General features: G+C 67.2%; 20 protein-coding genes. 7 read left to right on the top strand and 13 right to left on the bottom strand.

Annotation, left to right across the window (positions count from 1 at the left end):
- Positions 1-20: 20 nt before the first annotated feature.
- From rpoN to ACN5W5_RS21970, 7 genes are all read right to left on the bottom strand, one after another.
- Positions 21-1673: an RNA polymerase factor sigma-54 gene (rpoN, locus tag ACN5W5_RS22000; RefSeq protein WP_420050575.1), complete on the bottom strand. Its 1653-nt coding sequence runs from the start codon at positions 1671-1673 to the stop codon at positions 21-23.
- A 112-nt stretch (positions 1674-1785) separates the two neighbouring features.
- Positions 1786-2562 (bottom strand): LPS export ABC transporter ATP-binding protein, encoded by a 777-nt coding sequence (gene lptB, locus ACN5W5_RS21995; RefSeq protein ID WP_420050574.1) that lies wholly within the window; start codon positions 2560-2562, stop codon positions 1786-1788.
- Between the two features lie 5 nt (positions 2563-2567).
- A complete protein-coding gene (gene lptA / locus ACN5W5_RS21990; RefSeq protein WP_420050573.1) occupies positions 2568-3203 on the bottom strand; it encodes a lipopolysaccharide transport periplasmic protein LptA in 636 nt (211 codons plus the stop codon).
- Between the two features lie 139 nt (positions 3204-3342).
- Positions 3343-3981, bottom strand: a complete 639-nt coding sequence (locus tag ACN5W5_RS21985; protein WP_420050572.1) for a thiol:disulfide interchange protein DsbA/DsbL — start codon at positions 3979-3981, stop codon at positions 3343-3345.
- 72 nt (positions 3982-4053) lie between these two features.
- On the bottom strand, positions 4054-4728 hold the full coding sequence (locus ACN5W5_RS21980) for an SPOR domain-containing protein (protein WP_420050571.1): 675 nt from the start codon (positions 4726-4728) through the stop codon (positions 4054-4056).
- A gap of 14 nt (positions 4729-4742) precedes the next feature.
- Complete coding sequence (argS, locus tag ACN5W5_RS21975; RefSeq protein ID WP_420050570.1) at positions 4743-6416, bottom strand: arginine--tRNA ligase; 1674 nt, start codon at positions 6414-6416, stop codon at positions 4743-4745.
- Positions 6417-6454: 38 nt separating this feature from the next.
- Entirely contained in the window at positions 6455-7381 is a 927-nt protein-coding gene (locus ACN5W5_RS21970) for a LysR family transcriptional regulator (RefSeq protein ID WP_420050569.1), read from the bottom strand.
- Here ACN5W5_RS21970 and ACN5W5_RS21965 point away from each other — a divergent pair.
- Complete coding sequence (locus ACN5W5_RS21965; RefSeq protein WP_420050568.1) at positions 7380-7712, top strand: hypothetical protein; 333 nt, start codon at positions 7380-7382, stop codon at positions 7710-7712. The two genes, ACN5W5_RS21970 and ACN5W5_RS21965, sit on opposite strands and share 2 nt — an antisense overlap.
- Before the next feature lie 151 nt (positions 7713-7863).
- Positions 7864-8319, top strand: a complete 456-nt coding sequence (locus ACN5W5_RS21960) for a PsiF family protein (protein ID WP_420050567.1) — start codon at positions 7864-7866, stop codon at positions 8317-8319.
- A 146-nt stretch (positions 8320-8465) separates the two neighbouring features.
- Here the strand turns inward: ACN5W5_RS21960 and ACN5W5_RS21955 are convergent, their stop codons facing one another.
- Positions 8466-9380 (bottom strand): HTH-type transcriptional regulator ArgP, encoded by a 915-nt coding sequence (locus ACN5W5_RS21955; protein WP_420050566.1) that lies wholly within the window; start codon positions 9378-9380, stop codon positions 8466-8468.
- Positions 9381-9499: 119 nt separating this feature from the next.
- On the opposite strand from ACN5W5_RS21955, the gene ACN5W5_RS21950 reads away from it, so the two are divergent.
- The 3 genes from ACN5W5_RS21950 to ACN5W5_RS21940 are packed head-to-tail and all read left to right on the top strand — an operon-like array spanning position 9500 to position 12653.
- Positions 9500-10141, top strand: coding sequence for a LysE/ArgO family amino acid transporter (locus tag ACN5W5_RS21950; RefSeq protein ID WP_420050565.1), 642 nt, complete (start codon positions 9500-9502; stop codon positions 10139-10141).
- A 10-nt stretch (positions 10142-10151) separates the two neighbouring features.
- Positions 10152-11825, top strand: coding sequence for a flavin monoamine oxidase family protein (locus ACN5W5_RS21945; protein ID WP_420050564.1), 1674 nt, complete (start codon positions 10152-10154; stop codon positions 11823-11825).
- A gap of 21 nt (positions 11826-11846) precedes the next feature.
- A complete protein-coding gene (locus ACN5W5_RS21940) occupies positions 11847-12653 on the top strand; it encodes a carbon-nitrogen hydrolase family protein (RefSeq protein ID WP_420050563.1) in 807 nt (268 codons plus the stop codon).
- Positions 12654-12687: 34 nt separating this feature from the next.
- On the opposite strand, the gene ACN5W5_RS21935 is transcribed toward ACN5W5_RS21940, so the two are convergent.
- The 5 genes from ACN5W5_RS21935 to ACN5W5_RS21915 all read right to left on the bottom strand — a co-directional run bounded on the left by ACN5W5_RS21935 (position 12688) and on the right by ACN5W5_RS21915 (position 17285).
- Positions 12688-13470, bottom strand: a complete 783-nt coding sequence (locus ACN5W5_RS21935) for a trypsin-like serine protease (protein ID WP_420050562.1) — start codon at positions 13468-13470, stop codon at positions 12688-12690.
- A gap of 63 nt (positions 13471-13533) precedes the next feature.
- Positions 13534-14466: a LysR family transcriptional regulator gene (locus ACN5W5_RS21930; RefSeq protein WP_420050561.1), complete on the bottom strand. Its 933-nt coding sequence runs from the start codon at positions 14464-14466 to the stop codon at positions 13534-13536.
- A gap of 126 nt (positions 14467-14592) precedes the next feature.
- A complete protein-coding gene (locus ACN5W5_RS21925; RefSeq protein WP_420050560.1) occupies positions 14593-14976 on the bottom strand; it encodes a DUF4189 domain-containing protein in 384 nt (127 codons plus the stop codon).
- 136 nt (positions 14977-15112) lie between these two features.
- Positions 15113-16033: a hydroxymethylglutaryl-CoA lyase gene (locus tag ACN5W5_RS21920; protein ID WP_420050559.1), complete on the bottom strand. Its 921-nt coding sequence runs from the start codon at positions 16031-16033 to the stop codon at positions 15113-15115.
- A gap of 16 nt (positions 16034-16049) precedes the next feature.
- Entirely contained in the window at positions 16050-17285 is a 1236-nt protein-coding gene (locus ACN5W5_RS21915; RefSeq protein ID WP_420050558.1) for a CaiB/BaiF CoA transferase family protein, read from the bottom strand.
- A 366-nt stretch (positions 17286-17651) separates the two neighbouring features.
- Here ACN5W5_RS21915 and ACN5W5_RS21910 point away from each other — a divergent pair, with 366 nt between their 5' ends.
- Both ACN5W5_RS21910 and ACN5W5_RS21905 read left to right on the top strand, forming a co-directional pair.
- Entirely contained in the window at positions 17652-19049 is a 1398-nt protein-coding gene (locus ACN5W5_RS21910; protein ID WP_420050557.1) for a sensor histidine kinase, read from the top strand.
- Positions 19050-19073: 24 nt separating this feature from the next.
- Positions 19074-20450: a sigma-54-dependent transcriptional regulator gene (locus ACN5W5_RS21905; protein WP_420050556.1), complete on the top strand. Its 1377-nt coding sequence runs from the start codon at positions 19074-19076 to the stop codon at positions 20448-20450.
- Positions 20451-20632 lie beyond the last annotated feature (182 nt).

Raw genomic sequence — 20632 nt, 5'->3', positions numbered from 1 at the left:
CGAAGCGGCGCAGGGAGTGTTCACAGCGCTTTGCGCAGGTTGGCCGGCGCGATGCGCAGCGCCTCGCGGTACTTGGCCACGGTGCGGCGCGCGCATTCGATGCCCTGCTCCTTGAGCAGGTCGGAAAGCTGATTGTCGGACAGCGGTTTCTTCGGCTCTTCCGAGGCGATGAACTGCTTGAGCAGGGCGCGTACCGCGGTGCTCGACGCGTTGCCCCCAGTTTCGGTACCGAGCGAGGATCCGAAAAAGTACTTGAGCTCGTAGGTACCAAACGGCGTGGCCATGTACTTGGCGGTCGTCACGCGGCTGATGGTGGACTCGTGCAGGCCCAGCTCGTCGGCGATCTCGCGCAGTACCAGCGGGCGCATGGCGAGTTCACCGTGCATGAAGAAGTTGCGCTGGCGCTCGACGATGGCGCTCGACACGCGCAGGATGGTGTCGAAGCGCTGCTGGATGTTCTTGATGAACCAGCGCGCTTCCTGCAGGCGCTGCTGCATGGCGGCGTGGCCGGCTTCACCGCCGTTGTCGCGACCACCGCGGTTTTGCCGCATGGCGTTGGCGTAGACGTCGTGCACACGCAGGCGCGGCATCACGTCGGGATTCAGGATGACCTTGAAACCCCGGCCGGCGCGCGTGACGATGACGTCGGGCACGACCACGTTGCGCTCGACATCGATGAAGCGGCGCCCGGGTTTGGGTTCCAGCCGGGCGATGATGGCCAGCGCAGCACGGGCGGTTTCATCGTCGATGCCGCACAGGGCACACAGGCGCTTGATGTCGCGTTTGGCCACCAGTTCCATGGACTGGTTGCAGATGGCCAGCGCCGCGCGAGCTTCGGGGGAGTTGCGCAGCTCCTCGATCTGCAGCCGCAGGCATTCGCCGAGGTTGCGCGCGCCCACACCGGTGGGCTCCATGTGCTGCAGCAGGCCCAAGGCCATGCGCAGCTGGGCTTCAGCGACCTCCAGCTCCTCGATCCCGGGAGCGGCCGCCTCGCGGCCGTGCATGAGCCGCCAGAAGCCCAGGGCGAGCTCGGCCAGGTCGTCTTCCAGGTAGGCGTCGTCGTTGAGCGACTCGATCAGGAAATACAGCGCCGCCTGGTCTTCGTCGCTCAGCCGCAGACAACGGGCCTGCTCGTGCAGGTGGTCCTGCAGACTGACGGGGCTGCGGGCCAGGTCGGCTGCGCTGGCGGTTTCGTCGTCGTCGCCGCCCGAACCGCTGTTGCGCGCGGGTGCGTCACCGCCCCATTCGCTGTCGTCGGGCGCCATCTCGACCGTGCCATCGCCTTCCCAGCTTTCTTCCACCGGGGTGGCACCGTCGAGCCGGCTTTCAATCTCGTCGCCAGAGCCGCTGTCAGCGGGCGTGTCGGACGTGCTGCTGACGCGGTCGGGCAGCGGGCCGTCGTATTCGGTCGGCGCGGCCACGGCGTCGGCCACCGGCAACGCGGCCTCGGCGATCTGTTCGCCCGCGCTCACCGGCGCATCGACCTGCTCCAGACCGAAGGCTTCGCGCTCGGCGATGTCTTCGGTGCGCTCCAGAAACGGGTTTTCGTCGAGCATCTGCTCGACCTCCTGCGCCATTTCCAGCGTGGAGAGTTGCAGCAGCCGGATGGACTGCTGCAACTGGGGCGTCAGCGCCAGATGCTGCGAAACACGCAGGGACAGGCCTTGTTTCATGCCTGGAAGTACAGCAGTGCGAAACGGAGATTCGCCGCCGGGCCGCCCCAAGGCGAATCAGCCCCCTCGGGGGGCAGCGAAGTACATGAAATGACGATCGTGGAGGTCATGTTCACATGCGGAAGTTCTCACCCAGGTACACACGGCGTACTTCGGCGTTTTCGATGATCTCGGCCGTCGTGCCGCTGGCCAGGACGTGACCGTCGCTGATGATGTAGGCGTGGTCGCAGATGCCCAGGGTTTCGCGCACGTTGTGATCGGTGATCAGCACGCCGATGCCGCGGGACTTCAGGAACCCGATGATGTGCTGGATCTCCAGCACGGCAATCGGGTCGATACCGGCAAAGGGCTCGTCCAACAGGATGAAACGCGGGCGCGTGGCCAGGGCACGGGCAATCTCCACCCGGCGCCGCTCGCCACCGGACAGGGAGGGTGCGGGCGAATCGCGCAGATGGTCCACCCTCAGATCCTTGAGCAGTTCGTCGAGCCGGCTGGCGATTTCAGGTTCGCTCAGGGCATGGCCATCCACATCGTGCTGCAACTCCAGCACGGCGCGCACGTTTTGCGCCACCGTGAGCTTGCGGAAGATCGAGGCTTCCTGGGGCAGGTAACCCAGGCCCATGCGGGCACGGCGGTGGATCGGCAAGGCTTCGATGCGCTGGCCGTCGAGCAGGATCTGCCCACCATCAGCGCGCAGCAGGCCCACGATCATGTAGAACGAGGTGGTCTTGCCCGCGCCGTTGGGGCCCAGCAAGCCGACCACTTCACCTTTGTCGACCTTGAGGGAGACATCCTTGACCACCTTGCGGCTGCCATAGGCCTTCATCAGACCCTGAACTTCCAGACTGCTGCGCACCGCCATCGCCGGTGGCGTACTGGCCATGGGCATGGTCGTCACTGCTTCTTCTCGTTGAGATTGGTGCTGGGGCGCAGTTGGGCTGGATCGGTGGCGGGAGCGGGTGCCGCATCTGCCTCCGGAATGGGTGTCAGCATCGCCCGCACCCGACCCGAGGGGTTGGCGGCGGTGCGGTTGGCGGGGCCACCCTTGACGGTGAACACCTCGGTCAGGCTGTTGTAGGTGATCTGGTTGCCCACGCTTTCGTCGTTGAGCAGGGTGCCGCGGTAGCGGCGCAGCACGGCGCTGCCGGTGAACACCACGGTCTGGGCCTTGCCGTCGTATTCGATGCGCTCGCCCTCGCCTTCGATCCACTCGTCCAGGCCCTCGCGCTTCTGGCGGAAGAAGCCAGGCGCTGCCGCCGTGCCGGTCACCACGCCGAACTGGTTGCCCTGCGGGTCCTGGCGCACGTCCATCTTGCTGCCCCGCATGACGATGGTGCCCTTGGTGATCAGGACGTTGCCGGTGAAGACGCTGGTCTGCCGCGTGTCTTCGTAGCGCAGCGAGTCCGCCTCGATGTTCATGGGCTTGTCTTTGTCGGCCAGCTCCGCCTGGGCCGCGCCTGCCAGCACCAGACCGGCCATCGAAGCCAGGAAGCGAAGGGTCCATCGGGGGGGAAAGTGGTGTGTGGGCATGGCTTTAGTGGGGCACAAATCTTGCATTCATTGTAACGGCGCAAAGCCGACTTGTTGGCGATCGGCACTCAATCGACAGCCCCTGAAAACACAAGACCCGCCAGATGCGGGTCTTGTCTCGAGCTGGGGGAAGCAAAGATCAGGCTTTGCGCGCTTCGACGATGAGCGAATCGGCAATCAGCATGGTGCGTGGCCCCTGTCCGCCGATGTAGAAACGGCCCGCCACGCCCAGTGCCGGCGTGCCCTCCACGTCGTAGGCGTTCTGCAACGCAGTGGCGGCCTCGGCCATCTTGACGGCACTGCCGTTGAAGAAGCCGATGAACTTTTCACGGTCGACGCCCTGCTTTTCCACCCACGCGATGATCGCCGGCGCCGTGGTCAGCGGCAAGCGCTCTTCGTGAAAGGCCTTGAACACCTTCCCGTGCAAGGTGTCGACCAGGCCCATGGACTCCAGTGCGAAATACAGGCGCTGCATGGGCACGAACGCCTGGGTGAACGCCACCGGCACGCGACGCACCTTCACGTCGGCGGGCAGCTTCTTGATCCAGGCGTTGAGCAGCGGTTCGAAATTGAAACAATGGATGCAGGAGTAGGCAAAAAACTCCACCACCTCCACCTGCCCGGGCGGCGTGCTGACCGGCACCGGCTGGCTCAGGCGGACATAGTCCTTGCCTTCCTTGAACCCGACGCGCTGGGCCCAGGCGGGGCTGATGCCAAGGCCACTGGCGGCGAGGGCACCGGCAGCCAGCAGAGAACGGGAAATATCGCGGCGTTGCATCAAATCAAACTCCTTGTGTTGGCCTGCTTGGTCTCAAGGGCCCGGGCAAAAGTTCCGGAACACGCACCCGTCTCAGCGCTGAACGCGCACCAGGGCGGCTTCCACCCCGTTGATCTCGAGTTGCTCCAGTGTCGCGTCGGCCATGGCTTTCTGGCTGAATGGTCCGACGCGCACCCGGAAAACGGCGCGCCCCGACTGTTCCCGCTCGCTGATGTCGGCCGCCATGCCCAGCATGGCTAGACGCGCGCGCTGGGCTTCGGCTTCTTCGGGTGCACGGAAGGCGCCCGCCTGCACGAAGTACGTGAAAGGATCGGCAGCCGCCGGCGCGCCGGCCGACGGGGCTCCCCCATTGGCGGCACCGGTGCGCGAGCGCATCAGTTCACCGAGGGGATCGGCCTGCGTGGGCGCCGTTGCCGGCTGCGGGGCGACGGGCTTGCCAGCGGCCGGACTTTCCGCCGGTGCGGCCACGACCGGCGCGGGCGCCGGGTCCGGGATCACCACCATTGGCGGCACGGTCGCCGGGCTGGTGCCCAAGGCGGCGTTCGGGTTCCAGCCCTTGTTGCGCTCGGCTTCCTCCACATCCTGCGCCGGCTTGCGCGACACGCCCCGGTCGACAAAGGGCACCGGGACGCGCGTGACGTACACCGCCACCGACAGCGCAATGCCCAGCCCCACGAGCAGGCCGATCACGAAGCCCGTGAGCGTGCCGCCAAAGTGTTTCCGGGCCAGCAGGGTAGGTTTTTTCATGGGGAACATCAGCTTCACATCTTTTGTGGGGCGCTCACGCCCAGAACCGCCAGACCATTGTGCAACACCTGGGCGGTGGCTTTCACCAGCGCCAGACGGGCCAGCTTCACCGCCTCGTCGTCCACCAGGATGCGCTCGGCGTCGTAGTAGCTGTGGTAGCTGGCGGCCAGCTCGCGCAGGTAGAAGGTGACGTCGTGCGGCGCGAAGTCGCGCGCGGCGTCGGCCAGCATGGCGGGGTATTTGGCCAGCAGCAGCATCAGCGCCTGCGCGGCCGGGCTCTCCAGCGCCGCGAGGTCCACGCCGCTCAGCGTGGCCGGGTCGCCGCCCCAGGAAGCCAGCACCGAACAGATGCGCGCGTGCGCGTACTGCACGTAATAGACCGGGTTGTCGTTGTTCTTCTGCACGGCCAGGTCGACGTCGAAGGTGTATTCGGTGTCGGGCTTGCGGCTCAGCAGGAAGAAGCGCACCGCGTCTTTCGACGTCCATTCGATCAGGTCGCGCAGCGTCACGTAGCTGCCGGCGCGTTTGCTGATCTTGACCTCTTCGCCGCCCTTGACCACGCGCACCATGGTGTGCAGCACGTAGTCCGGATAGCCCTCTGGAATGCCCACGCCCGCGGCCTGCAGGCCGGCGCGCACGCGGGCAATCGTGCCGTGGTGGTCGGTGCCCTGGATGTTGATCACCTTGGTGAAACCGCGCTCCCACTTGCTGATGTGGTACGCCACGTCGGGCACGAAGTAGGTGTAGGAACCGTCGCCCTTGCGCATCACGCGGTCCTTGTCGTCACCGTAGTCGGTGGACTTGAGCCACAGCGCACCGTCCTGCTCGTAGGTCTTGCCGGCGTCGCGCAGCTTCTGCACCGTGGCGTCGACCTTGCCGCTGGTGTAGAGGCTGGATTCGAGGTAGTAATGGTCGAACTTGACGGCGAAGGCCTGCAGGTCCAGGTCTTGTTCGTGGCGCAGGTAGGCCACGGCGAAGAGGCGGATGTCGTCGAGCGCGTCCACGTCGCCGCTGGCGGTGAATTCGCGGTCGTCGGAGTGCACCGTCTTCCTGGCCAGGTAGTCGTTGGCGATGTCCTGGATGTAGTCGCCGTTGTAGGCGGCTTCGGGCCATTCGGGGTCGCCGGGCTTGAAACCTTTGGCGCGCAGCTGGGTGCTGTTGGCCAGGGTGCCGATCTGCACGCCCGCGTCGTTGTAATAGAACTCGCGGTGCACGTCCCAGCCCTGGGTCTGGTACAGGCTGCAGATCGCGTCGCCGAGGGCGGCCTGGCGGCCGTGGCCCACGTGCAGCGGGCCGGTGGGGTTGGCGGAGACGAACTCGACCATCAGGCGCTGGCCGTTGCTCGGCGCCATCCCGAAGCGTTCGCCGCCTTCGAGCACTTCTTTCACGATCTGCTGCTTGGCCGCGGGCTTGAGGCGGATGTTGATGAAGCCGGGGCCGGCGATGTCGATGTCGCTCACCCACTGCTGGTACACCGGCTGCTCCAGCAAGGCCGTGCGCAGACTTTCGCCAACCTGGCGCGGGTTGAGCTTGAGCGGCTTGGCCAGCTGCATGGCCGCCGTCACGGCGAAATCGCCATGCGCCGCCACCTTGGGCGATTCGAAGGCGGCCTTGGCGCCCGCGCCGGGCGAGAGCGCGTCGAGCGCGGTGGCCAGACCGGCCAGCAGTTCCTGTTTGATCTTGAGCATAGGGATGGGATTTTAGGCGGCGGGCCTGGGTGGTCGCTTCAGGCCGGGGCTGAGCCAGCCGACACCTCGCCCGAGAGCCAGCGCGCCCAGTGGTCGGTGCAGGCGCGCACCTTGGGCAGGCGGTGGCGCTCGGGCAGCATTACCGCGTAGATCGGCACGCGGCTGCGGCCGAACCAGGTGTCGAGCACCGGCACCAGCGCCCCGCTGGCGAAGTGCGCACGGGTGAGCAGGTCGTTGAGCCGGGCGATGCCCACCCCCTGCAGCGCCAGCGCCATCGTGAGGGCCGAGTTGTCGCTGCGCGTGTGCCCCTTCGCCAGGTAGAAGGCGCCCGCGGGCTGCTGCGCCCGCGGATCCCAGGGCCAGCGGTTGAGCCCCGGGCTGGCGCTGCTGGTGATGAGGCGGTGCGCGGCCAGCTCGTCCGGGTGCTGCGGGGTGCCGAAGCGCGCCAGGTAGGCCGGCGAGGCGCAGAGCTGGCGCCCGTGTTCGGCGATCTGGCGCGCCACCAGGTTGTCGCCCTGGGGCGATCCGGTGCGGATCGCGATGTCCACGCCTTCGCGCGCCATGTCGCTCATGCGGTCGTCGGCCAGCACCTCCACCTGCAGCTGTGGAAAGGCCTCGTACAGCGAAGGCAGGCTCGGGGCGATCACGGTTTCGGCCAGCACCGGGCTCACCGCCAGACGCACCCAGCCGCTGGGCCCGCTGCGGCTGTGGCGCAAAGCGGCGGCCAGCTCGTCGCGGGTGTCCACCAGCCGACGCGCGTGGGCGGCGAAGGTATCGCCCTCGTCGGTGAGCGACAGGCCGTGGGTGCTGCGGTGCATCAGACGTGCGTCGCAGCGCGCTTCCAGCCGCACCAGGGTGCGCGACACCTGGCTCACCGGCATGTCGCGCTCGCGCGCCACCGCCGAAAGCGAGCCGAGCTCGGCCACGCGCAAAAACAGGGCCGCATCGTCCAGATCGAGTTTCATGACCGGCATCGTAGTGGTTTTGCATAAATTGCAAAACCTATATGTGATTCCTGCTGTTTCCAGCGAATGGTCAATTCAATACAGTGAAAACATCCCTGCTTCACCGGAGACCACCATGCCCAGCAACACCCTGCCCGATCCCCACGACTATCCCCGTGCCCGACGCGATGCCGAACATCTGCGGCGCGAGATCCTGGACGACTTCTGGCGCGGTGCCGACGCCGCCTGGGCGCGCATCCAGCTTGACGCAGGTGCCAGACTGGTTCGCAGCACACAGCGCCTGCAGGCCCGGTTGCGGCACCGGCACGCGAAGGTGCCTGTCTGCACTTGACGTGAAGCCTCGGTCTTCAAAGAAGAATCGTGCGGGAAAGCCCGGGGACCCGTTGTCACGGACCCGCCCCGTGGGTGCGGTATCGTCACCGGGCCCGGCTCCGGGCAACCCGCGCCCACGGCCCGGGACAGAACCCATCGCATGCAAAGCCATGAAAAAACTGTTGACCCTGATCGCCCTGACGGGCGCCCTCTCCGTGACCCTGGCCCAGACCACGGCCGCCCCGGCGGCGACCCCCGCGCCCGCTCAAGCCACAGCGGCCGCACCCACGGGTCAGCAAAACCGCATGGTCACCTGCAACAAGGAGGCCGGTGCGAAGAACCTGGCGGGCGAGCCGCGCAAGGCGTTCATGAAGTCGTGCCTGAGTGGTGACACCGCACAGACCTCGCAGCAAAACCGCATGGTGACCTGCAACAAGGAAGCGGGTGAAAAAGCCCTCAAGGGCGATCCGCGCAAGGCGTTCATGAAGACCTGCCTGAGCAGCGACACCGCCACCGCGCCCGTCACCCAGCAAAGCAAGATGACGAGCTGCAACGCCGAAGCCACCGCCAAGGCACTGAAGGGCGACGAGCGCAAGGCGTTCATGAGCACTTGCCTGAAAGGCTAACCCCCAGGCGAGCCAACCCCCTGCGCCGCTGCGCGGCTTCCCCCTTGAAAGGGGGACCACACCAGCGGCCTGGCAGAGCCAGTTCCGCGGTGTGTGCCGGGTTGTGCACGCGCTCCGGGCGTCGCCCTGGCAATCCCCTTTGGTCGTCAACCGGTTTGCACCGGCGGCAGGCTGGCGTGGGCCGCGGCCTTGACCGCCTGCGTCAGGCGCTGGGCCGACAGCGGCTCGCGCGCCCAGTGTTGCCAATACAGCACCACATCCACCGTGGCGCCGGGCAGCACCTCCTGCAACCCCGGCCGCAGGGCCAGGTGCTGCTCGGGCACCATGCCCCAGCCCAGGCCGAGTTCGATCGCGGTCTCGAACGCTTCCACCGCGGGGGCGAAGTGCCTCGGGTAGTTCGGCTGCTTCAGGCCAAAGTGCTGCGCCAGAAACGTGTCCTGCAACGCGTCCTTGCGGTTGAAGATGATGGCCGGCTGCGCCAGCAGCTTGTGCGGTGATACCGCGCCGCGCGGTGTGCGGCAGCGCTGCGCCATGGCCGGTGCGGCCACGCAGCGGTAGCGCATCACGCCCAGCGGCTCGGCCACGCAGCCCCTCATGGGCTCGGCGAGCGTGGTCACACAACCCACCACGTCACCACTCTTGAGCGCATCGTGCGTGTGGTCCTGGTCGTCGATCAGGATCTCCAGCAACAGGTGGTGGCGCTGCAGCAGCGGCGCCACGCCGGGCAGAAACCAGCCCGCCACCGAATCGGCGTTGATCGCCACGCTCAGGCTCTGCCAGCGCACGCCGTCTCGCGCACCCACGCCGCCACCCTGCAAACCCGCCAGCAGGTCCGACTCCATCAGCCGCAGCTGTTTCACATGGGCCAGCAGCGCCTGCCCCGCGGGCGTGGCGCGCACCTGCTTGCCGCGCACCAGCAGGCGCTGACCGAGCGTTGCTTCGAGCGATTTGATGCGCAGCGACACCGCCGCCAGCGTGAGCGACAGCGCCTGCGCGGCCGGCCCGAAGCCGCCCTGTTCGACCACGGCGGCAAGGGCTTCGAGCTGGCGGGCGTCAAGCACGATCAGATTAAATATTTATTGAGTTATCAGAGTTTAAGTTAACTTCATTTAATTTTTGACGATCCCGGCGCACACTGGCGGCCCGTTCCGCACAACAACAGGTTTCCCCGGAGTTCACCATGGTCCTCGCCTTCCCCACCTTCACCGCCGGCATGGTGCTGAGCATGTCGCTGATCATGGCGATCGGCCCGCAGAACGCCCACGTGCTGCGCATGGGCCTGCAGCGCCAGCACCTGTGGCTCACAGTGGCCGTGTGCGCCGTGGCCGACATCGTGCTCATCTCGCTCGGCGTGCTCGGTCTGGCGCAGCTCGGCGGCCTGAGCGACAAGCTGCTGGGTGCGCTGGTGGGCGCAGGCATGCTGTTCCTCGGCGTCTACGGCTGGCAGGCGTTCCAGCGTTTCCTGAAGCCTCAGGCCCCGGTCTCGCTGGGCGACGAAAGCGGCGCACAACACCGTGCACCTGCGCCCGTGACACGGCGCCAGGCGGTGCTCTCGGCGCTGGCCTTCTCGGTGCTCAACCCGCACGCCTGGCTCGACACCGCCGTGCTCATCGGCAGCGCCTCGCTCGCCTACGGGCAGGGCAGCACCACGTTTGGCCTGGGTGCGGCCGCCGGCTCGGTGGTGTGGTTCGTTTTGCTCGGCGCGGCGGCGTTCTGGCTTGGCCGGCGCCTCAATTCGCTGCACATCTGGCGCTTGCTGGACGGCGCCGTGGCGCTGATGATGTGGGGCACGGCCGCCTGGCTTCTGACCAGCCTGTTTTGAGACGCCCACCATGACCGCCACCCGCACCGCCGACGCCCCCGTCACCATCTTCGGCCCGGACTTCCCCTTCGCCTTCGACGACTGGATCACCCACCCGCAGGGGCTGGGCGAGTTGCCGCCCGAGCGGCTGGGCAGCGAGGTCGCCATCGTGGGCGCGGGCATGGCCGGCATGGTGGCGGCCTACGAGCTGATGAAGCTGGGCCTCAAGCCCGTGGTCTACGAGGCCTCGCGCATGGGCGGGCGGCTGCGCTCGCAGCCGTTTGAAGGCGGCCAGGGCGTGGTGGCCGAGCTCGGTGGCATGCGCTTTCCGGCGTCGAGCACGGCGTTTTTCCACTACGTGAACCGGCTCGGCCTGCAGACCCGGCCCTTCCCCAACCCGCTCACCCCCGCCGCGGGCTGCACCGTGATCGACCTCGAAGGCCAGACACACTGGGCGCGCGGCCTGGTCGACCTGCCGCCGCTGTTTGCCGAAGTGGCCGAGGCCTGGGCCAGCGCACTCGAACACGGTGCCGGTTTCAGCGGCCTGCAGCAGGCGCTGCGCGAGCGCGACGTGCCGCGCCTCAAAGCCCTGTGGGACCGCCTGGTGCCGCTGTGGGACGACCGCACGTTCTACGACTTCGTTGCGCAGTCGCCGGCGTTTGCCGCGCTCTCGTTCCGCCACCGCGAGGTGTTCGGCCAGGTGGGTTTCGGCACCGGCGGCTGGGACTCGGACTTCCCCAACTCGATGCTGGAGATCCTGCGCGTGGTGCTGACCGGTTGCGACGAAAACCAGCACCTGATCGTGGGCGGCGCGCAGCAGGTTCCCGTGGGCCTGTGGCACCACGCACCCGGGGCACATGAACTGCGCCACTGGCCCGCCGGCACCACGCTGGCCCGCCTGCACCACGGTGCGCCGCGCCCGGGCGTGACCGCCATCGCGCGAGCACCCGACGGCCAGCTCGCGCTGACCGACACCTGGGGCAATACACGCCACTTCCCGGCCGTGCTCACCACCTGCCAGAGCTGGCTGCTGACCACGCAGATCGCGGTGGAAGAGTCGCTGTTTTCGCAGAAGCACTGGATGGCGCTGGACCGAACCCGCTACATGCAGTCGAGCAAGACCTTCGTCATGGTCGACCGCCCGTTCTGGAACGACCTGAAGGCCGACGGCTGGCCCACGCTGGGCATGACGCTCACCGACCGGCTCACGCGCGGCACCTACCTGTTCGACAACGGAACGGACAAGCCGGGCGTGATCTGCCTGAGCTACGCCTGGATGGGCGACGCGCTCAAGATGCTGCCGCACGACACACAGAAGCGCGTGCAACTCGCGCTGTCGGCGTTGCAGAAAATCTACCCCGACGTGGACATCGCCAGTCACATCATCGGCGACCCGATCAGCGTGTCGTGGGAAGCCGACCCGCATTTCCTCGGCGCCTTCAAGGGCGCCCTGCCCGGCCACTACCGCTACAACCAGCGCATGTACAGCCACTTCATGCAGGACGCCTTTCCCGAGGCCGAGCGCGGCATTTTCATCGCGGGCGACGACGTGTCGTGGACGCCGGCCTGGGTCGAGGGCGCGGTGCAGACCTCGCTCAACGCGGTCTGGGGCATCGTTCACCACCTGGGTGGCTGGTGCCATGCCGCCAATCCGGGGCCGGGCGAGGTGTTCCAACAGATCGGGCCCATGGCCTTGCCCGACTGACGGCCCCCAGCCGTTGACCCCATGAACACCGAGCCCCTCACCCTCGCCCTCTGGCAAACCGACTACGCGGCCACGCCGGTCGAGGCGCTGCAAGGGCTCGATGACGCGGCAGCACAGGCCCGTGCGCAGGGCGCACAGCTGCTGGTCTGCCCCGAGATGGGCCTCACCGGCTACGCCATCGGCGCCGAACGGGTGCAGGCCCTGGCCGAACCGGCCGATGGCGCGCTGGCGCAGGCGGTGGCGGCCACCGCGCAGCGCCACGGCGTCGCCATCGTCTACGGCTACCCCGAACAGCACCCGCAGGGCCGGCCCTTCAACGCCGCGCAGGCCATCGGCCCCGACGGTCGGTCCCTCGCCCGCTACCGCAAGACCCACTTGTATGGCGACCTGGACCACGCGCAGTTCAGCGCGGGCGACGTGGCCTCGCAGGTGTTCACCTGGCGCGGCTGGCACCTGGGTCTGCTGATCTGCTACGACGTGGAGTTTCCCGAGACCGTGCGCCTGCTGGCGCTGCAGGGGGCGGACGCGGTGCTGGTGCCCACGGCCAACATGGCAGCGTTCGACGAGGTGCAGAACCTGCTGGTGCCCGCACGCGCCTGCGAAAACCGGGTGTTCGTGGCCTATGCCAACGCCTGCGGCCACGAACCGGGCATTGACTACGGCGGACGGAGCACCGTGGCCGGCCCCGACGGTGGTGTGTTGACCCGCGCTGGCCGCGAAGGGGGCCTGCTGTTCGCCACGCTGACGCGGGAAGCCCTCGACCTTGCGCGCCGGTCGTCGCCGTGGTCCGCGAGGCGACCGGATCTCTACGGTCCGCTGGCGGGTTGACGCTCGCAGGGCCGAAAGGGTCAGCGGCCGGACTTCAGATTTCTGCCGCGCCCGGCGCCTGCGAACGGATGAAGCCCAGCACCGACGCACCCTGCGTGTTGGTGAACAGCGAACGGTCGCCCACTTCGCAATTGGTGGCCGTACCCGACGACGTCAGTCCCACCACGCCCTGGCGGCCGCCCACGGCCCGGTAGACCGGGCCGCCGGAATCGCCTGCGCAGGCATTGCTGAGTTTGCCTGTGAAGGTGAAACCCACGTGATTTTCGTTGACCATGGTCAGGCTCGCATAACCCACCGCGAGCTCGAACCCCGGGCCGCCCCAGCCCGAGAGGAACACCTCGTGGCCCACGCTCGACGGCTGGCTGACCAACAGGGGCATGGTGGGGTTGGGCATGCCACCGGGCAGGGTCACCACGGCCGCATCGTTCACATAGCCGCGACTGCTCTGGGCGAAGCCGGGATGGGCCACCCAGCCGCTGGCGAACAACGCCGTGGAACTGCCGTCGGCGCGCCACACGGCGGCGGCCACCCGCCGCGTACCGGCGGTCACACAATGCGCCGCCGTCAACACCTTCACCGGTGTAAGCAGCACGCCCGAGCAGATGCTGGAGCTGCCGTCCGCACCCACCACCACCAGCAGGATCACCGGTGTTTTTTCAGGCGAAGCGCAGTTGCTGCCGTTCGCGATCTTGGGCTGCACACCCACGCTGCCGCACAGCTCTGCCGCGCTGGGCAGCGACACGTCGTCGCCACCACCACCGCAGCCCGCCAGCAGCAAGGCCATCACCACACCCAGGTATTTGAATCCGTGTTTCATGTCATCCCTTAAGAATCCGACCACCCGCCCGCGGCGGCACGAAGCCCAGACTGTAGCGCCAGATCAGACGCGACCGACCGACCAGAAATCGGGTTGCCCATAATGGTGCTTGAGGAAGTCTATCCACAGCCGCACGCGCAACGCCAGGTGCTTGCGCTGCGGGAACAGCGCGAAGATGCCGTTGGGCGGCGCGGCGTAGTCCTCCAGAACGGCCTCCAGCCGACCGGCCGCGATATCGGCCTCCACCTCCCAGATGCTGCGCCAGGCGATGCCGTAGCCGGCCAGACACCATTCGTGCAGCACCTGCCCGTCCGAGCAGTCCAGCGGCCCCCCTGGGCGCAGGTGCACGAGGTCGGTGCCACCCCCTTCGGCCGCCGGCACCGCAAAGGCCCAGCCGCGCGTCTGCGAGGCATCGCTGGACAAGGTGAGACAGTCAAAGCGCGACAGATCGGTCGGCGTGGCGGGCCGGCCGTGTTGCTGCAGGTACTTCGGCGTGGCCACACACAGCCGGCGGTTGTCGGCCAGGCGCACGCTCACCAGCGACGAGTCGGGCAGATCGCCCACGCGCACCGCGCAGTCGTAGGCTTCGCCGGCCACGTCCACCACGCGGTCGCTCAGGTTGAGCGAGATCGTCACCTCGGGGTGCAGTTCGCGAAAGCGCGGCACCAGCGGCGCCACGTGACGGCGGCCAAAGCCGGCCGGCGCGGTGAGGCGCAGGTGTCCGCTGGCCTTGACGCCGCCGGCGCTGACGCTCGCCTCGGCGTTGGCGAGGTCGGTCAGCAGGCGCTGGCAATCCTCCAGGAAGGCGCTGCCTTCGTGTGTGAGGGTGATGCGGCGCGTGGTGCGCACCATGAGCTTGACGCCCAGGCGCGACTCCAGCCCGTCGAGCCGGCGCCCGATGATGGCCGGTGCAACCCCTTCGGCTTTGGCGGCGGCGGTGAGGCTGCCGCGGGTCGCCACGGAGGCGAACGTTTCGAGCTGCTTGAGCTTGTCCATGGAGCCGCAGATTACCTCAACAAAAGAGGGTAATCAACGGAAATCGTGCGTCAATTTTTAACCAAATCCGCCACACTGAGGCGGTGCGACCGGCAACACCGGCGCGCTGCAGCGCTCAAGCGCAGCTCAGTTGCACCGCGCTTCGAGGTTGGGGATCGGACCACAACCCTCCCCGCCCTGGGCGGTACAGGCGTTGTTGGCCGCTGTTTGCGCATCGAAGGCCGTACCCGCCCCTTTCGCGACCACCACAAAACCACCACCGGCCTTGGTGCCCGCGGAGACCGCACCGCACTGCTCGAACTGGAGCACCACCCGGCAATCGCTGGCATCGCATTCGTCGCGTGCTTCGTCGTTGGCAATCGACTGCGTCAGCTCGCCGGAAGAGAAGCCCACGCGCCGCGTCGAATCGCTCACGGCCACCGATCCATAACCATCGTCGTTGCCGCCGCAGGCGGTCAACAGCAGGGAAGCCACGCACACAGCACACAGGCTCCACAGCGATGTTTTCATACCCAACCTCCTCTGAAAAACACAACAGGCATGAACGCGAACCCCGCGTTCCGCAAAGAGTTTATTCCAGCCGAGGGCTTGCATCCACCACGGAAAGCCGCCCCGGCCCCGGCTGGCGGGGTGGCCTTCCTGAACCTCAGGCGCGCCAGCCTCTGGGCAGGCCGGCTTCGGGCGTCATGCCGTAGACAGGCTCGCCGGGCAGGCCGGCTTTGAGCGGTTCGCGCGCGGCAAAGAGTTGCTGAAGATCGATCCCGGTGGACACGCCCATGGCCTCGAACATGAAGACCAGGTCTTCGGTGACCACGTTGCCGCTGGCGCCGGGCGCGTAGGGGCAGCCGCCCAGACCGCCGAGCGAACTGTCGAAGCTGCGCACACCCACATCGTAGGCGGCCAGGCAGTTGGCCAGACCGAGGCCACGCGTGTTGTGCATGTGGGCCGCGCCGGCGTGCGCGCCCAGCTCGGCGCGCAACCGGGTGAACAGGCGGCGCACCTGCGCCGGGTGGGCCATGCCGGTGGTGTCGGACAGGCCGACTTCGTCCACGCCCGCATCCACGCAGGCGAGCGCGAGGCGGATCACGTCGTCTTCGGCCACCGCGCCCTGCAAGGTACAACCGAAGGCGGTGGACAGGCCCACCTCCACCGGCACGCCGGGCGCCACCTCGTTGCGCAGCGCGACCACGCTGCGCAGTTCTTCGACCATCTGCGCGCTCGTCTTGCGCACGTTGGCCAGCGAATGCGCTTCACTCGCGGACACCGGCAGGGTGAGCTTGTGCACGCGAGCCGTCAGCGCGGCCTCGGCGCCGCGCCGGTTGGGCACCAGCGCCATCACGCGCAGACCGGGCAGCGTGAGTGCGTGCCGCACCACCTCGGCCACATCGGCCATCTGCGGCAACAGCTTCGCGGGCACGAAGGAGCCGACTTCGATCTCGCGCAGGCCGGCCGCGGCGAGTGCGCTGATCCAGCGGCACTTGTCCGCCGTCGGCATGGTGGCCTTGACGGACTGCAGTCCATCGCGCGGGCCGACTTCGCTGATGTGGACGTCGAGAGAGGTGCTCATGGTTGAGGCCCCCGGTTCAGGCCACGGCCGCGAGCGCACGAAGGCGTTCGATGTCGGACGCCGCGTAGCCCAGGCCTTGCAGCAACTCGCTGGTGTGTTGCCCCGTCGTGGGGGGCTGCAGGCGCACGCCGAGGCGGTGGCCGTCCATGGTGAAGGGGAACAGCGTGGTCTTGGCGGTCTGTCCGGCGCGCGCACCATCGGGCAGGGTGATGTCGGCCAGGCCGCCGGTGGCCAGCAGGTGCTCGTCGTCGTACAGTTCCTCGGGCTTGCGGATCGGCGCGAAAGGCAGACCCACTTTTTCGAACAGCGCGGCCAGTTCGGCGGCGCTGCGGTGGGCCAGCCGCTCACGCAAGATCGGCAGCAACTGGGGGCGCAACGTCACGCGGGCATTGTTGTCGGGATAGCGCGGGTCGGCCTTGAGGTCGGCGAAACCGAGCGCATCGCAAAACGTGGCCCACTGCGCGTCGCTCACCGCGGCCAGGAAAATCTGTTCGCCATTTTTCACGGTGAACACGTCGTACACCGCCCAGGCCGAAATGCGCTCGGGCATGGGCGCAGCCGCCTGGCCGGTGATGGCGTACTGCAGCATGTGCTGGCCGACCAGAAAGACGTTGTTCTCGAACAGCGCGCTCTGCACCTCCTGACCCTTGCCGGTGATGCCGCGCTGGATCAGCGCGCCCAGCGCGCCGATGGCGCCGAACATGCCGCCCATGATGTCGTTCACGCTGGTGCCGGCGCGCAGCGGATCACCCGGGCGACCGGTCATGTAGGCCAGGCCTCCCATCATCTGCACCACTTCGTCGAGCGCGGTGCGGTGGTCGTAGGGGCCAGGCAGAAACCCCTTGTGGCTGACGTAGATGCAGCGCGGGTTCACCTGCGACAGGGTCTCGTAGTCGAGCCCGTATTTCTTCATGGTGCCGGGCTTGAAGTTCTCGGCAACGATGTCGGCACTCGCCGCCAGGCGGCGAGCGGCGTCGGCGCCATCCGGGTGGTGCAGGTTGATCGCGATGCTCTTCTTGTTGCGGTTGAAGAGCGGGAAAAACCCCGCGCCCGAGCCCAGCAGGTGGCGCGTGCGGTCGCCGTCGATGGGTTCGACCTTGATGACCTCGGCCCCCATGTCGGCCAGCACCATGCCGCAGGTGGGGCCCATGACCATGTGGGTGAACTCGACCACGCGCAGGCCCTTGAGCGGCTGCGGGATGGTGGAGGCTGTGGCGTTGGGCTCGGCGTTCATGGGTTCGGATTCGTTCATCAAGGTACACATCATGCCCGCACCCCCTGTGCCGGATCGAACCCTCGTGGGCCCCATGGGCAAAAGATGGACGGCATTTTCCGGCGTCCATGCGGCAGATCATGTGGGAACACCCGGGCGGATCGAGGGTAGCGCCCTGACCCTGTCGTTACAAAGAGTCGCAGGGGTGTTACCCCAGCTTGGGCGCCATGCGATCCGCTGCCAGCCAAGCACCGGTGGCCACTTTCGGCGGTGCGGCCATGGCTCGCCATGGCGTCGCAAGATACCCAGTTCTCGGTATTGACAGCCCCAGGGGCCGCTGGCAATGTAACCAACCGTACACGCCGAATTCCTTGCGCGCCGGAACTGGACACCAGGTTACCCAAAATGACCGTTTCCGAGATCCTGAGGCCCCCACAGCCGCTGAACCTGCGCAAACGGTTCGCGCTGGCGAGTCTGCTTGTGATCTCGGCGATTGCCATCGTGCTTGGCCTGGTCCTGTCCAACGTGCTGACCGAGCGCATGTTGCAGCGCGAGGGCGAAGTCTCCCGGGCCTTCCTGCAGAACGTCCTGACGACCGACCAGTCGGCCGAGTTCCTCGCCAACCCCACTGACCCGGCGCTCCGTCAACGCTTCCTGCGCTCCATGGAACACGTCGTCGCCATGCGCGACACCGTGCGCTCGAACGCCTATGGGCTCGACAAGTCGGTGCTGTGGTCCACCAACAAGAGCCTGGTCGGCCGCAAGTTCGAGGACAACCCCGAGCTCGACACCGCGCTCATGGGCCGCCTCGAAGTGCATGCGGAGAGCATCAGCATCGAAGAAGCGTTCAAGGACAGCAAAGCGGAACACGTCGGCATGTCGCAGCATGACGGCTTCTTTGTCGAAACCTACATGCCGATCCTGGCCCAGGACAGCAACCGGGTGCTGGGCGTCATGGAACTCTACAAGTACCCCACCCAGCTCAACGCGGCGATCCAACGCGGCCTCTGGCAGCTCTGGATCGCCTGCTTTCTTTGCGCCATCGGCCTCTTTGTCACCCTGTACTGGATCGTTGCGCACGCCGACAAGACCTTGCGCGACCAGCAGTTGCGCCTGACCGAAGCGCAAAGCCTGGCCTCGGCGGTCGAGTTGGCCAGTGCCGTGGCCCACAACCTGCGCAACCCATTGGCCTCCATCCGCTCGGCGGCCGAACTCATGAACGGCGGCCACCTCGATGAAGATGAAATCAGCGAAGTCAGCGAGGAAGTGATCGACGCCGTGGACCGGGCCGACCGCTGGATCACGGAGCTGGTGCACGTGTCCCAGGCGCCCCAGCTGCAGCCCGAAGCGGTGGACCTGGGGCCGCTGGTCGACACCTGCCTGCTGGAGATGGCCCCCGAGATGAACCGCCGCCACATCGTCTGGAAGGTGGACAGCGTCACGGCCCTGCAGGTCGATGCCCACCCGGCCACCCTGCGGCAGATCCTGTTGAGCATCATGGCCAACGCCATCGAAGCCATGCCCGGCGGGGGGCACCTGGACATCAGCTGGTGCAGCACGCCCACCCTGGCCGGCATCCGGCTCGCGGACAGTGGCACAGGCATCTCGGACGAAGTGCAACAGCGCCTGTTCCGCCCGTTCTTCACCACCAAAGGCGGTGGCCTGGGCATCGGTCTGGCCCTCGTCAAGCGCATGGTCGAGCAGTGGCAGGGCCACCTCACGCTGGCGCCGGCAGGAGCGAAAGGCACCGTCGTCGAAATCCTGCTGCCCCGTTCCGCGCCCTGCCTGACCCAACCGGCCTGAAAGCCCCAACCCGAGAGCTGCACCATGGCAACCCTACTGGTCATCGAAGACGAGCCGATGCTGGCGAAGAACATCGCACGCTTCTTCCAGCAACACCACCACACGGTGGAGATCGCCGGCGATGGCGTCGCGGGCCTGGAGGCAGCCCGCCGTCTCATGCCCGACGTGGCGATCGTGGACTACCAGTTGCCCGGCATCAACGGGCTCGAAGTGATCCGCGAACTGCACCGCAACGACGACCAGGTGCGCACCGTGATGGTGTCGGGCCACGCGAACGTGGCGGTCGCGGTCGACGCCATGAAAGCGGGCTCTTTTGACCTGCTCACCAAACCGGTCCCTCTCAAGACCCTGAAAGACGTGATCGACCGGGCCCTGGTGGAAGCCAACGCCCGCCGCGCCCTCGACTACTACAAACGCCGCGAGGCCGAACACGGCGGCATCGAATGCATCCTCGGCGAATCGCGCCCCATCCAGGCCCTGCGCGAACTGATCCAGGTGCTGATCCAGAACGAACCCTCCGACGCCTCCCCCGTCGCCCCGATCCTGATCTGCGGCGAGACCGGTTCCGGCAAGGAGCTGGTGGCCCGCGCCTGCCATTTTTCCGGCCCGCGGGCCGGGGGCGCCTTTGTGGAAGTCAGCTGCGCCTCGCTGCCCGCACACCTCATGGAGGGCGAACTGTTCGGTCATGAAAAGGGCGGCGACCACGCCGAACGGCGCATCGGGCTTTTTGAGGCGGCGGACGGCGGCACCCTGTTCCTCGACGAGATCGGCGAACTCGATCTGGGCCTGCAGGCCAAACTGCTGCGCGTGCTGGAAAACCTCCGGGTGCGCCGGCTGGGCGCCGTGACCGACCGGCAGATCAATGTGCGTGTCGTGGCCGCGACCAACCGCGATCTGGAGGCGATGATGCGCGCCGGGCAGTTCCGCGCCGATCTGCTGTACCGGCTGCGGGTGTTCGCGGTCCGCGTGCCACCGCTGCGTGCCCGCGGGAGCGATCTCTGGCTGCTTGCGCAGCACTTCACAACCGTGTTCACCAAGCGCTACAACAAGCCGCCCACCACGCTCGACCCCTCCGCCGAGGCCGCTCTGCTGCAACACACCTGGCCGGGCAACGTGCGTGAACTCAGCAACGTCATCGAGCGTGCCGTGCTGCTGAGCACCGATGGCCGCATTTCCTCCACCGACCTGCTGCTCACGCCCAGCGCGCCCGTGGACTTCGCGGAGAAACCATCCGAGCAGCCGGTCTTCGCCCGCAACGACGAACTGGAGCGCTCGCACCTCGTGCGCGCCCTGGAAGAAACCCACTGGGACCTGCCGGCGGCGGCCACGATGCTGGACGTGAGCGTCGACACGCTGCAGCAGCGCATGGACCGGCACGGCCTGTATGCGCCCGCCAAATGAGTGATGCATTGCCGCTCCGATGCGGCAAATTACCATCATAAAAGTCACTTATCAATCGGTCCTCTGTTATTTAATACCGATCCAGGTATGGAATAACATCGTCCCTCGTGTATCCCGGTATGGGCGATTTCCTTCTCCCGTGCATGGCGCGGCCGCCTCTGGTCCGCGCAGTCCGGGACACC

This window comes from Hydrogenophaga sp. ZJX-1, from assembly GCF_048590325.1.
Classification (GTDB): domain Bacteria; phylum Pseudomonadota; class Gammaproteobacteria; order Burkholderiales; family Burkholderiaceae_C; genus Hydrogenophaga.
Note: the sequence above shows the minus strand (reverse complement) of the source record. Positions and strands in the feature narration are given on the sequence as shown.